Origin of the sequence: Streptomyces sp. NPDC005799 (assembly GCF_040630525.1) — a bacterium.
Taxonomy (GTDB): Bacteria; Actinomycetota; Actinomycetes; order Streptomycetales; family Streptomycetaceae; genus Streptomyces; species Streptomyces griseorubiginosus_B.
In genome coordinates, this window is the sequence record NZ_JBEXXQ010000003.1 from 300981 (window position 1) to 313230 (window position 12250).

14 protein-coding genes are annotated in these 12250 nt (G+C 70.9%); 6 read left to right on the plus strand and 8 right to left on the minus strand.

The genetic code is table 11. The annotated features are described in order from the left end of the window. Nucleotides 1-95 precede the first annotated feature (95 nt). Nucleotides 96-971, plus strand: a complete 876-nt coding sequence (locus tag ABZ453_RS05075; RefSeq protein ID WP_359011661.1) for an undecaprenyl-diphosphate phosphatase — start codon at nucleotides 96-98, stop codon at nucleotides 969-971. A gap of 108 nt (nucleotides 972-1079) precedes the next feature. Next, entirely contained in the window at nucleotides 1080-1259 is a 180-nt protein-coding gene (locus ABZ453_RS05080; protein WP_359011663.1) for a hypothetical protein, read from the plus strand. 67 nt (nucleotides 1260-1326) lie between these two features. Here ABZ453_RS05080 and ABZ453_RS05085 read toward each other — a convergent pair whose 3' ends face one another. After that, entirely contained in the window at nucleotides 1327-2067 is a 741-nt protein-coding gene (locus ABZ453_RS05085) for an SDR family oxidoreductase (protein ID WP_359011665.1), read from the minus strand. A gap of 207 nt (nucleotides 2068-2274) precedes the next feature. Further along, nucleotides 2275-2997, minus strand: coding sequence for a VOC family protein (locus tag ABZ453_RS05090; protein WP_359011667.1), 723 nt, complete (start codon nucleotides 2995-2997; stop codon nucleotides 2275-2277). A 237-nt stretch (nucleotides 2998-3234) separates the two neighbouring features. Here ABZ453_RS05090 and ABZ453_RS05095 point away from each other — a divergent pair, with 237 nt between their 5' ends. Together ABZ453_RS05095 and lnt are read left to right on the plus strand one after the other, a co-directional pair. Beyond that, nucleotides 3235-3699 (plus strand): nuclear transport factor 2 family protein, encoded by a 465-nt coding sequence (locus tag ABZ453_RS05095; RefSeq protein WP_359011669.1) that lies wholly within the window; start codon nucleotides 3235-3237, stop codon nucleotides 3697-3699. Between the two features lie 81 nt (nucleotides 3700-3780). Continuing rightward, the gene (gene lnt, locus ABZ453_RS05100) at nucleotides 3781-5346 is read left to right on the plus strand and encodes an apolipoprotein N-acyltransferase (protein WP_359011671.1); all 1566 of its coding nucleotides are present in this window, start codon (nucleotides 3781-3783) and stop codon (nucleotides 5344-5346) included. Here the strand turns inward: lnt and ABZ453_RS05105 are convergent. Further along, complete coding sequence (locus ABZ453_RS05105) at nucleotides 5270-6175, minus strand: Gfo/Idh/MocA family oxidoreductase (protein ID WP_359011673.1); 906 nt, start codon at nucleotides 6173-6175, stop codon at nucleotides 5270-5272. The genes lnt and ABZ453_RS05105 overlap by 77 nt on opposite strands. A 158-nt stretch (nucleotides 6176-6333) precedes the next feature. On the opposite strand from ABZ453_RS05105, the gene ABZ453_RS05110 reads away from it, so the two are divergent. Further along, nucleotides 6334-6846, plus strand: a complete 513-nt coding sequence (locus ABZ453_RS05110; protein WP_356768017.1) for a DinB family protein — start codon at nucleotides 6334-6336, stop codon at nucleotides 6844-6846. Between the two features lie 112 nt (nucleotides 6847-6958). Then, nucleotides 6959-7432: a hypothetical protein gene (locus ABZ453_RS05115; protein ID WP_359011675.1), complete on the plus strand. Its 474-nt coding sequence runs from the start codon at nucleotides 6959-6961 to the stop codon at nucleotides 7430-7432. Between the two features lie 16 nt (nucleotides 7433-7448). On the opposite strand, the gene ABZ453_RS05120 is transcribed toward ABZ453_RS05115, so the two are convergent. The 5 genes from ABZ453_RS05120 to fabG all read right to left on the minus strand — a co-directional run bounded on the left by ABZ453_RS05120 (nucleotide 7449) and on the right by fabG (nucleotide 12200). Continuing rightward, a complete protein-coding gene (locus ABZ453_RS05120; protein WP_359011677.1) occupies nucleotides 7449-7970 on the minus strand; it encodes a hypothetical protein in 522 nt (173 codons plus the stop codon). A 110-nt stretch (nucleotides 7971-8080) separates the two neighbouring features. Further along, nucleotides 8081-8764, minus strand: a complete 684-nt coding sequence (gene ung / locus ABZ453_RS05125; RefSeq protein WP_359011679.1) for a uracil-DNA glycosylase — start codon at nucleotides 8762-8764, stop codon at nucleotides 8081-8083. 105 nt (nucleotides 8765-8869) lie between these two features. Next, nucleotides 8870-10453, minus strand: a complete 1584-nt coding sequence (locus ABZ453_RS05130) for an ABC transporter substrate-binding protein (RefSeq protein ID WP_359011680.1) — start codon at nucleotides 10451-10453, stop codon at nucleotides 8870-8872. Between the two features lie 211 nt (nucleotides 10454-10664). Continuing rightward, on the minus strand, nucleotides 10665-11417 hold the full coding sequence (locus tag ABZ453_RS05135) for an SDR family oxidoreductase (RefSeq protein ID WP_208784612.1): 753 nt from the start codon (nucleotides 11415-11417) through the stop codon (nucleotides 10665-10667). Nucleotides 11418-11438: 21 nt separating this feature from the next. After that, nucleotides 11439-12200 (minus strand): 3-oxoacyl-ACP reductase FabG, encoded by a 762-nt coding sequence (gene fabG, locus ABZ453_RS05140; protein WP_208784614.1) that lies wholly within the window; start codon nucleotides 12198-12200, stop codon nucleotides 11439-11441. Between the last annotated feature and the right edge of the window lie 50 nt (nucleotides 12201-12250).

Consider the following 12250-nt stretch of genomic DNA (forward strand, 5'->3'; position numbering starts at 1 on the left):
CCCGATAGGCTTCCCCGCACACCCGTGATCAGCACGCCCTGCGGCGTGACGTTCCGTCGCGCCTGCCACGACGAGCACTTGGACGCCGTACCTTCATGTCTTGGTTTGAATCCCTCATCCTCGGGCTCGTCCAGGGGCTGACCGAGTTCCTTCCCGTCTCCTCCAGCGCGCATCTGCGGCTGACCGCGGCCTTCTCCGGCTGGAAGGACCCCGGTGCGGCCTTCACGGCGATCACCCAGATCGGCACCGAGGCGGCCGTGCTGATCTACTTCCGCCGGGACATCGGCCGGATCGTCTCCGCGTGGGCGCGCTCACTGGTCAGCAAGAAGTGGCGGGGGGACCACGACGCGCAGATGGGCTGGCTGGTGATCGTCGGCTCGATCCCGATCGGCGTGCTCGGCCTGTTGTTCAAGGACCAGATCGAGGGGCCGTTCCGGGACCTGCGGATCACCGCGACCATGCTGATCGCCATCGGCGTGGTCATAGGCGTCGCGGACCGGCTGGCGGCGCGCGACGAGACCGGGGGCAGGCACCGGGCACCCAAGCAGCGCAAGACGCTGGAGAACCTGGGCGTGAAGGACGGGCTGATCTACGGCATCTGCCAGTCCATGGCCCTGGTCCCCGGCGTCTCCCGCTCCGGAGCGACGATCAGCGGCGGCCTGTTCATGGGGTACAGGCGCGAGGCCGCGGCGCGCTACTCCTTCCTCCTCGCGATCCCCGCGGTACTGGCCTCCGGGCTGTTCGAGGTCAAGGACGCGATGGAGAGCGACCATGTGTCGTGGGGGCCGACACTGTTCGCGACGGTGATCGCGTTCGCCTCCGGATACGCCGTGATCGCCTGGTTCATGAAGTTCATCTCGACCAAGAGCTTCATGCCGTTCGTCTGGTACCGGGTCGCCCTCGGGATAGTCATCATCGCCCTGGTGACCATGGGTGTGCTCAGCCCGCACGCCGCGGAGTCGGCTGACTGACCGCCCAGTCAGTAAAAGCGTCGCGATCATGGAACCGTGACCCATCACATACGGGATGTGTAGCCGTCCGGTAGCGCACTGTCAGTGCTTGCCCCTAGGCTTGTCGGCATGTCCCGCAAATCCATGGCCCCTGGTTCCGTGCGGTCTGCCGCCGAGGTGAACGAGCAGATCCGGGCGCTCTGGCTGCGTGCGGGCGGTTCCCTGTCGGCTCAGGAGCGCACGGAGTACGAGCTGCTGGTGGTCGAGTGGGCGGAGGCCATCCGGGCCGACGTCATCGAGGCCGCGTAGGCCTGCGGCGCGAGAGCCGGGTGCGAGGTGCGGCACGCCGCTCTTGCCGCGTACCCGGCCGGTCTCGTCAACGCCCGCCCGCCACACGCAACACGGCGCCCGTCGTGTACGACGCCTCCGGTGACAGCAACCACGCGATGGCCGCGGCGATCTCCTCGGCCCGTCCCGGCCGCCGCAGCGGAATCGCCGCCGCCATGCGCCGCGCCCGGTCGGGATCGCCCATCGCCGCGTGCATCTCGGTGTCGATGGCGCCGGGGGCGACGGCGTTGACGCGGATGCCGTCCGGCCCGAGTTCCTTCGCCAGCCCCAGGGTCAGCGCGTCCACGCCGGCCTTGGCCGCCGCGTAGTGCACGTACTCGCCGGGGCTGCCGAGCGTGGCGGCGCCCGAGGACACGTTCACGATGACGCCGCTCCCCCGGGCCGTCATCAGCTGTGCGGCCCTGCGTGAACACAGCAGTGTGCCGAGGAGGTTGACGTCGACGACCTGTCGCAGCGTCGCCGTGTCCGTGTCGGCGAGACGGCCCAGCAGCCCGGTCACACCGGCGTTGTTCACCAGCCCGGTCACCGGCCCGAGTTCGTCTTCCGCCGTATCGAAGAGGCGCTCGACGTCCGCCTCGACGGACACGTCGACCCGCACCGCGACGGCACGTCCGCCGGCCTCGCGCACGCCCGCGGCCACCTCCCCGGCCGCGTCGGCATCGCGGACGTACCCGATCACCACGTCGTGGCCGTCCGCCGCGAGCCGCAAGCAGGTCGCGGCGCCGATTCCCCTACTGCCTCCGGTGACCACCGTGACGGGACGTGCCATGACAGCTCCTCGGGCGATGTTGATCGATTATCGATCAGCCTAGCGTCCAGCCGTCGTCGAACGGTGCCGTACGGGGGGCCCGGTTCCGCGCCACGGCCGGGCGGTTCGTGTCTCGAAGCGCCATGGGCGCCCCAGAGGTGCCAGGGGCACCCGAGGGGCGCCGAGAAGCGCCGGTCGCCCCGGCACGGTCAGGGCCGAGCATTCCTTCTAGCGAGACCTTCGCACGGAGAACTCGTTGCCGTCGGGGTCGAGCATCAGCATCCGGCCGTCGTCGCCCACGCCGGTGTCGGTGTGCTTCGCGCCGAGCGAGACCAGGCGGTCGCGCTCCGTCTCCCAGTCGGCGTCCGCGGGGAGGGCCAGTTCGAGATACAGCCGGTTCGCGCCCGTCTTCGGCGCCACCGGAGGACCACCCCAGGTGATCTTCGTACCGCCGTTCGGCGACTGGACCGCCGTCTCCTGATCCTGGTCCCATACCAGCGGCCACCGCAGTGCCTCGCTCCAGAAGTAGCCGACCTCCTGCGTACCGTCGCAGGCCAGCGCTCCGATGACGCCGGTGTCGGCGAGGAACGTGTTGCCCGCCTCGATCACACAGAACTCGTTGCCCTGGGGATCGGCGAGCACCACATGCTCGTCCTCCGGGCCCTGGCCCACGTCGATGTGGTAAGCGCCGAGTTCCAGCGCTCTGGCCACCGTCTGCCGCTGCCCCTCCGGGGAGACGCTCGTCAGGTCGAAGTGCGCCCGGTTCCGGCCGGACTTGGGATCCCGGCTCGGCAGGAAGCGGATGCGGAACCCGGCGCCGTCACGGGGCAGTACCTCGGCGCCGCCGTCCGGACCGTCGGCCAACTCCCAGTCCAGGACGCCGGACCAGAACCGCGCCAGGTCCGACGGCCGGGCGGCGTTGAAGCAGATCGCGAACAGTCGACTCGTCATACCCCGCACGTCTCCCCTCCGCCGGCGGCCGGAAGAACGCCGCCTCGTCTCCACCGTCGGGCCAGCCTAGGGACGGCCGTGTGACACCCGCATCCGTATTTCCCCGCGGAGCCCGGTCCCCGACGCCCGCCGCCGACCCCCTGACCGGCCAACCAGGCGCGGAACGGCGGGAGTTCGACGCCCGATTGTCACCTCGCGCCCCTTGGCCCGGCCTCCTCGATGCCCAACACTGAACCGATGACGCAGCGCGTGGAGCTCGCGACCGTGATGGACCGACTGGCCGTCGACGAGGTGGTCACCGACTACGCGGCGGCCGTGGACGACGGCGACTGGGGGGCGTATCGGGCGCTGTTCACACCCGACGGACGCGCCGACTACCGCTCGGCCGGCGGTGTCGAGGGCGAGGCGGAGAAGGTCGCCGCGTGGCTCGCCGAGAGCATGCGGCTGTTCCCCATGCGCCAGCATCTCATCGTCAACCGTCGTGTGCGCTTCGGGACGTTGGACCAGGACGCCGGTGACACCGCGCGGGTGCGGGCCGACTACGTCAACCCCATGCGGTTCGACGCCGACGGGGCCGCTCCCGACTTCGTGTGCGGCGGGCGCTACGCGTTCGGTCTGCTGCGCACGTCCGACGGCTGGCGGCTGCGCGAGGTCGTCGTACAGGAGAAGTGGCGGCGCATGCCCGAGCGGACCACCGGCTGATCACGCCCGCGATCCAGATCGTCTGTTCCGGATCACCGAAAGGACGCACACTGGAGCCACCAGTGGGTAGGGAGGCCTTCCATGAGGAACTTCGGTGAATGGCTCGCCTCCCCCTGGCGGCGCTCCTCCCTCGCCGCGCTGGCCGGCGCCCTGCCCGTGTTCGCGTTCCCCGCGCCCTCTTTGTGGTGGTTCGCGTACGTCGCTCTCGTCCCCTGGATCCTGCTGATCCGCTCCGCGCCGACGGGAAAGCGGGCCGCGTACGACGGCTGGGCCGGCGGGTTCGGCTACATGGTGGCTGTGCACCACTGGCTGTTGCCCAGCCTGAACGTGTTCATCTTCGTCATCGGCGCCCTCCTGGGCGCGCTGTGGGCGCCGTGGGGCTGGCTGGTGCGGCGATTTCTGAGCGGGGTGCCCGGGCCGGGGCGGGGCCTGGCCGCCCTGGTCGTGCTGCCGTCGGGCTGGCTGATGGTGGAGTTGGTGCGGTCCTGGCAGGGGCTCGGCGGGCCGTGGGGCATGCTCGGCTCCAGCCAGTGGCAGGTGGAGCCCGTGTTGCGGCTGGCCTCCGTCGGCGGGGTGTGGCTGCTGAGCTTCCTCGTGGTGGCCGTCAACGTCTCCCTCGCCGTGCTGGTGTCGGTGCGCGAGTCCCGGGTGCCGGCGGTCGCCGGGATCGTCGCGACGGCCGCCGCGACCTCCGCGGCCTGGGTGTGGTCACCGCGCCCCGACGCCGACCGCCGGGTGCGGATGGCCGTCGTGCAGCCCGGTGTCATCGAGGGCGCCGACCAGCGCTTCGCCCGCGAGGAGCAGCTGACCCGGCAACTCGTCGGACGGCACCTCGACCTGATCGTCTGGGGCGAGAGCAGCGTCGGCTACGACCTGGGCGACCGGCCCGACCTGGCGCGGCGGATCGCGGCGCTGTCCCGCGCGACCGGGGCGGACATCCTCGTCAACGTCGACGCGCGCCGCTCCGACAAGCCCGGCATCTACAAGAGTTCGCTGCTCGTCGGCCCGGACGGCCTGACCGGTGACCGCTACGACAAGATGCGGCTCGTGCCGTTCGGCGAGTACATACCGGCCCGCAGGTTCCTCGGCTGGGCGACCTCCGTGGGCAAGGCGGCGGGCGAGGACCGCAGGCGGGGCACGGAACAGGTCGTGATGAACGTCGGTCACGGTCTTCGCGTCGGCCCGATGGTCTGCTTCGAGTCGGCGTTTCCCGACATGAGCCGCCATCTCGCCGAGGACGGCGCCGACGTCCTGGTGGCGCAGTCCTCGACGTCGTCCTTCCAGCACAGTTGGGCCCCCGAGCAGCACGCCTCGCTGGCCGCCCTGCGGGCCGCGGAGACCGGCCGCCCGATGGTGCACGCGACCCTGACGGGCGTCTCGGCGGTGTACGGGCCGAGCGGGGAGCGGATCGGCTCGTGGGCGGGGACCAGCGACAGCGAGGCCGTGGTGTACGACATCCCGCTGGCACACGGTGTCACCCCGTACGTCCGCTACGGCGACTGGCCGGTGCACGGCTCCCTCCTCGTCCTCGCGCTGTGGTGCGCGGCCGAGGGCCTGAGGGCCGTACGGCTCAGGCGGCCCGCTCCAGAACCGCGCGTACCACCCGCTCGCACAGTTCATGAGTCGCCAGCGCGTCCCGGGCGCTGAGCACCTTGCCCGCGCGCACCGCGTCCAGGAAGGCCAGCGCGGCCTGTTCGATGCCGCGCTGCCGGGCCACCGGCACCCAGTCGCCGCGCCGGCGCACGGTGGGCTGGCCCTTGTGATCGACGACCTCGGCGAGGTTGAGCACCTGACGCTTGGTGTCCTGCCCGGACACCTCCAGGATCTCCTCCGCGGAACCGCTGAGCCGGTTCATCACACCGAGCGCGGTGAAGCCCTCGCCGGACAGCTGCAGGACGACGTGATGGAGCAGGCCGTACTCGACACGGGCCCGCACGGTCACGTCGTCGACCGGACCGGGCACCAGGAAGCGCAGGGTGTCGACGACGTGGATGAAGTCGTCGAGGATCATCGAGCGCGGCTCCTCCGGCAGCCCGATGCGGTTCTTCTGCATCAGGATCAGCTCGCGCGGATGGTCGGCGCACTGGACGTACCCGGGCGCGAACCGCCGGTTGAACCCGACGGCCAGGCTGACGGCGCGCTGCTCGGCGAGCGCCACCAGCCGCTCGGAGTCGGCTAGTTGGTGGGCGAGCGGCTTGTCGACGTACGTCGGCACGCCCGCCTCCAGCAGCCGGGTGACGATCTCCGGGTGTGCCACGGTCGGCGCGTGCACGAAGGCGGCGTCGAGGTCCTGGGCGAGCAGCGCGTCCAGGGTCGCGTGCCGGTGGTCCCGCGGAAGGTGCAGGCCGTCGCCGACCCGGTCGAGCGTCGCGGGCGTCCGGGTCTGCAGATGCAGCTCGACTCCGGCCAGCGAGGCGAGGACCGGGAGATAGGCCTTCTGCGCGATGTCACCGAGTCCGATGCAGCCCACCTTCACGGGGTGTTCTCCTTAGCCGTGGTCCTGCCGGAAGCATACGGCGGCCACGGCGCCGCTCCAGGCCCGGTGGAATCGGCCTCGACCATGCCGGCCGACCGCGCCGGGAGCCGTCGAGGAATTCGGTGGTGGGTCCATGGGCGTTGGGAAAGGATGCGGCCATGACGACCGAACGCCGTGAACCCGCGACCACCGCCGACGAGCGCAGCATGCTGGAGGGCTGGCTGGACTACCACCGGCAGACCCTGGCCTGGAAGTGCGAGGGACTGACCGACGCCCAGCTCAGGACGGCCGCGGTGGAGCCGTCCGAGCTGTCCCTGATGGGGCTGGTGCGGCACATGGCGGAGGTGGAGCGCGGCTGGTTCCGCTCGGTCCTCGTGGGCGAGGACGCCGGGCCGATCTACTACAGCGACGAGGACCCGGACGGCGAGTTCCATCTGACCGAGGCGGACACCTGGGCGGAGGCGCACGCCACCTGGCAGGCCGAGATCGAGGCCGCCCGCGGCAACGCGGCGGGCTTCGGCCTGGACGACCTGTCCAAGGGCCGCAGCAGGCGCACCGGGGAGCAGTTCAACCTGCGCTGGATCTACACCCACATGATCGAGGAGTACGCCCGGCACAACGGCCACGCCGACCTGATCCGCGAGCGCGTCGACGGCGCCACCGGCGACTGACGTCAGCCGGGACGCCCCCGCGCCCGCCATAAGGGGCGGGAGATCACCCGTGCGGGGCATCCTGCGCTCATCCGCTGTCCGCCGGGCCGTTCCGGACGCCATTGTTGCGCGGGTGCATCGAACGACGACCACCGCAACGCTCCTGGTCACCGTGGCCGTCCTGGCCCTGTCTGGCTGTGTGACCGTCCAGCGCCCACCCCTGCCCGCCCCGCCGGCGGCGGCCCCGTCCCAGCGGCCGGCCCCACGCCCGGACGGTGAGGGGGAGCCGCAGATCGTGCGGGCGCCGGCCCGGGAGGCCCTGGAGATGATCGGCCCGTCCCGGAGCGCGGAGCCGAGGACACCTCAGCGGCACCGGAATCCGGCGCGCGAGCCCGCACCGGTCGACCGGCCGGCGGCACCCCGCTCGCACCCGCGGCCGGCGCATCCCGGGCTGAGGCACGGGCAGCAGCCCGGCAGCGGGATCCCCGACGTGACCAAGGCCGTCCCCAAGAGCCAGGCCGACGTGTGCGCCCTGGGCAAGAGGTACGGGGGCTGGCGGGCGGACAGCCCGGAGTCGGTGATCTGCCGGCAGGCGTACGGGCGGTGACCCCGGCACGGTGCGCTCAGGGCCGCTGCCGGGGCGGCCCCCACCAGCCCGTCTCGCCGGGGCGGTCCTCGCCGAGGCGCAGCTCCAGCCGGGTGATGGCCGCCCGTACCCCGTCGCCGTAACTGTCGTGGGCGAGGGTCGCGGCGGCCGTGCGGGCCCGGTGGAGGTGAGTGCGGGCGGCGCCGCCCCGGCCGAGCTTGACGTAGTCGGCCGCCAGGTTGAGGTGCAGCGAGGGGTAGAGGGCGCGTACCGCGAGCGCGCTCTCGTGTTCGGTGGGCCGCCCGTCGGTCAGCTCCTCCGCCGCCGTCAACGCCCGCAGGTCCCAGGCCAGTTCGTCGGCCGGGTCGTCCTGGGCGTCGGCCAGGTAGTGGGCCAGGGTGCAGCGGTGCAGCGGGTCGCCGTCCTCGCCGATCTCCGCCCACAGGGCGAGGAAGCGGTCCCGGGCCTCCTCGCGGTCGCCCGCGTGCTGCAGGATCACGACCTGCCCGATCCGTGACATCACGGCGTCCGACGCCGTCTGCTCCGGTCCCTTGGCCACCGCGCCCTCCGCCCACTCGTCGGCTGTCCCGGTCGACGCTAACCCCGGGCACGGGCGATCACGGGCAGGCGGCACCGGGCCGGCTCGGCGCGGAACCGGCCCGGCGGTGCTCAGCCCAGGCTCGGGATGGTCCAGTCGATCGGCTCATGGCCCTGCGCCGCGACCGCCTCGTTGATCTGCGTGAACGGGCGCGAGCCGAAGAACTTCTTCGCGGACAGCGGGGAGGGGTGCGCGCCCTTGACCACCACGTGCCGCCTCTCGTCGATCAGCGGCAGCTTCTTCTGCGCGTAGTTGCCCCACAGGACGAAGACCGCCGGGTCGGGCCGCTCGGCCACCGCGCGGATCACCGCGTCGGTGAACTTCTCCCAGCCCTTGCCCTTGTGCGAGTTGGCCTCGCCGGAGCGGACCGTGAGCACCGCGTTCAGCAGCAGGACGCCCTGTTCGGCCCACGGCATCAGATAGCCGTTGTCCGGGACGGGGCTGCCCAGCTCCTCGTGCATCTCCTTGTAGATGTTGCGCAGCGACGGCGGGATCCGGACGCCCGGGCGGACCGAGAAGCACAGCCCGTGGCCCTGGCCCTCGCCGTGGTACGGGTCCTGGCCGAGGACGAGGACCTTCACCTTGTCGTAGGGCGTGGCGTCCAGCGCGGCGAAGACCTCCTCGCGCGGCGGGTAGACGGGACCGCGCGCCCGCTCCTCCTCGACGAACTCCGTCAGCTCCTTGAAGTAGGGCTGCTGCAGTTCGTCGCCCAGAACCCCGCGCCAGGACTCGGGCAGCATGGCGATGTCGGTCACGTCAACGTCCTTACGATGTGCGGAAAACGGCGTGCGGTCACTTCCAGGACTCAGAACCTACAGGCGACCACTGACAACGGCCCGCCGATGGCCGAAGGACCCCGTCTACCAGCTGGTCTTGCGGTACAGCTGCCACATCATCATGATCGTCGACGGGTCCAGCGCCTGCTCCGCGCCGGAGATGTCGTCGCTGGCGGCGACGTACTGCTTGCCCTGCCACAGCGGCAGCAGCCGGGCGTCGCGGACGAGGACCTGCTGAGCCCTCTCGAACTCCTGCACCACGGCGGCGCGGTCGCTCTGCCGGCGCGACTCGGGCAGCAGCCGCCCGGTGATCTCGGGCGCCGGGTAGGGCGTGCCGAGCGCGTTCTGATCGCCGACGAACGGGGCGATGAAGTTGTCCGGGTCGGGGAAGTCGGGGAACCAGCCGCGCCCGAACACCGGGTACTCGCCCTTCTGGTAGCCGGTCACATACGTCTTCCAGGGCCGGCTCTTGAGGGTGACCGTGAACAGGCCCGAGGACTCCAGCTGGCGCTTGAGCTCGGCGAACTCCAGCCCCGTGGAGGAGCCGTAGCGGTCGGTGGTGTACCAGAGGGTGAGCGGAACGCGCTGCTTGATGCCGGCGTCGGTGAGGATCTGGCGGGCCTTGGTGACGCTGGGGTTGCCGAAGTCGTCGAAGAAGTCGGTGGTGTGGCCGGTCAGCCCCTTCGGGACCATGGAGTACAGCGGCTCGACGGTGTCCTTGTAGACCTTGTGCGCGATCGCGCCCCGGTCGACGAGCTGGGCGACGGCCTTGCGGACCGCGGTGTTGCCGGCCCAGCGGTCCTTGGGGTTGAACACCAGGTAGTTGATCTCGATGCCGGCGCCCTCGTTGATCTGCAGCTTGCCGTTCGCGTCGTGCTTCTGCAGGTCGACGACGTCGTCGGCGTCCAGTCCGCGGAAGGCGACATCGAGGGTGCCCTTGCGCAGGTCGGCGACCATCGGGGCGGACTCGCGGTAGTAGCGGATGGTCACCGCGCCGTTCTTGCGGTCGGCGTAGCCCTTGTAGTTGCCGTTCCGGACGAGTTCGGCCTTCTTGCCGTCCTCGTACGACTGCAGCGTGTACGGCCCCGAGCCGTCGACCTTGTCGTCCTTGCGCAGGGCGGCGGCCGGGTACTTCTGGGGGTCCACGATGGACATCGCGGGTGTGGCGAGCACGAAGGGGAAGGTGGCGTCGGGCTGGTTGAGGTGGAAGACGACCTCCGTGTCGCCCAGTGCCTGCACCCGGTCGAGGCTGCCGAGGAGCCCGGCGGGACCGCCGTTGAGGTTGATCTTCCGGATGCGGTCGATGGAGTACTTGACGGCGGCGGCGTCGAGGGCGTGTCCGTCGGAGAACTTAAGGCCCCGGCGCAGCTCGCATCTGTACGTCGTGTTCGAACTGTCGGTGAAGCGGCAGCCGTCGGCGGCGTCCGGCTGCGGGGTGGTCGCGCCGACGGGGTAGCTGAGCAGCGTCTGGTAGATGTTGCGGAACAGTTCCCAGGACTGGTCCCAGGACGCCGCCGGGTCCAGGGTGCTGGGGGCGCTCGTCGTCCCGACGGTGATCGGTCCCGTGCCGTCGGAGGAGTCCGACGAGAGGACGCCGCACCCGGCCACCAGGGTCGATATGGATGCGATGGCCGCCGTTTGCCGCAGGCCTCGGTTCCGGTTGAACACGCGCTCGCTCCTCGATCTGCCGTACCAAGGGTCGGCAGACCATACCGCAGTGCGACTTCGGTTCAACCCGCTTCGTACAGGGCCGTTGATCAGCATCTTTATGACGACGTTGTCATTTCCCCGTGGCCTTCCCGTACCACGACGAGGGCGCCGTTTCCGTCAAGGAAACGGCGCCCTCGGGTGCCCGATCGTTACAATCGCAACGCCTTTGTCAGGAGACACCGGCGTTCAGGAAGATGCCGCCGTCGACCACGAGCGTCTGGCCGGTGACCCAGTCCGACTGCTCGGAGGTGAGGAACGCGGCGGCGCCGCCGATGTCGGACGGCACGCCGAGCCGGGCCAGCGGGTAGGCGGCGGCCGCCTCCGCCTCCCGGCCCTCGTACAGGGCCTTGGCGAACTGGGTCTTCACCACGGCCGGGGCGATCGCGTTGACCCGCACCTTCGGCGCGAACTCGTGCGCGAGCTGCTGGGTGAGGTTGATCAGCGCGGCCTTGCTGACGCCGTAGGCGGCGATGAAGGGCGAGGGCGCGAGGCCCGCGACGGAGGCGATGTTGACGATGGCGCCGCCGTTCTCCTTCTGCCAGGCGTGCCAGGTCTTCTGCGCGAAACCGAGCGCGGAGATCACGTTGGTCTCGAAGACCTTGCGGGCCACGTCCAGGTCGAGGTCGGCGATCGGGCCGAACACCGGGTTGGTGCCGGCGTTGTTGACCAGGAAGTCGACGCGGCCGAAGGCCTCCATCGTGCGCTCGACGACCTCGGTCTGGTGGTCCAGGTCGTGCGCCTTGCCGGCGACGCCGATGACCCGGTCGGACCCGAGCTTCTCGACGGCCTCCTTCAGGGCGTCCTCGTTGCGGCCGGTGATGGCCACGCGGTCGCCGCGGGCGACGAGCGCCTCGGCGACGCCGTAGCCGATACCGCGGCTGGCGCCGGTGACGACGGCGACCTTGCCGGAGAGTTCAGTCATGTCCGTTACTCCTGGTCGAACCTAGTCGAGGGGGCCGCCGGCGACGTACAGCACCTGGCCGGAGACGAACCCGGCCGCCTCGCCGGTGAAGAAGGCGATGGCGTTGGCGATGTCGTCCGGCTCGCCCACGCGGGCGACCGGGATCTGGGTGGCGGCCGCGGCCTTGAAGTCCTCGAAGCCCATGCCGACGCGCTCGGCGGTGGCCTTGGTCATCTCGGTGGCGATGAAGCCGGGAGCGACGGCGTTGGCGGTGATGCCGAACTTGCCGAGCTCCTTGGCGAGAGTCTTGGTGAAGCCCTGCAGACCCGCCTTGGCGGCCGAGTAGTTGACCTGGCCGCGGTTGCCGAGCGCCGAGGAGGAGGACAGGTTGACGATCCGGCCGAAGCCCGCGTCGACCATGTGCTTCTGGACGGCCTTCGACATCAGGAAGGCGCCGCGCAGGTGGACGTTCATGACGGTGTCCCAGTCGGAGACGCTCATCTTGAACAGCAGGTTGTCGCGCAGCACGCCCGCGTTGTTGACCAGGATCGTCGGCGCGCCCAGCTCCTCGACCACGCGCGCGATCGCGGCTTCGACCTGCGCCTCGTCGGAGACGTCGGCGCCGACCGCGAGGGCCCTGCCGCCGGCCGCGGTGATCTTCTCCACGGTGTCCTTGCAGGCGGCCTCGTCGAGGTCGATCACGGCGACCGCGCGACCCTCGGCGGCCAGTCGTACTGCGGTGGCGGCGCCGATGCCACGCGCTCCGCCGGTGACCACGGCGACCCGCTGCTCAGTGGTGGACATTGCTGCTTCTCCTCGCCCTTGAGAGAACCCGCGGCCCGGTGAGCGACCGC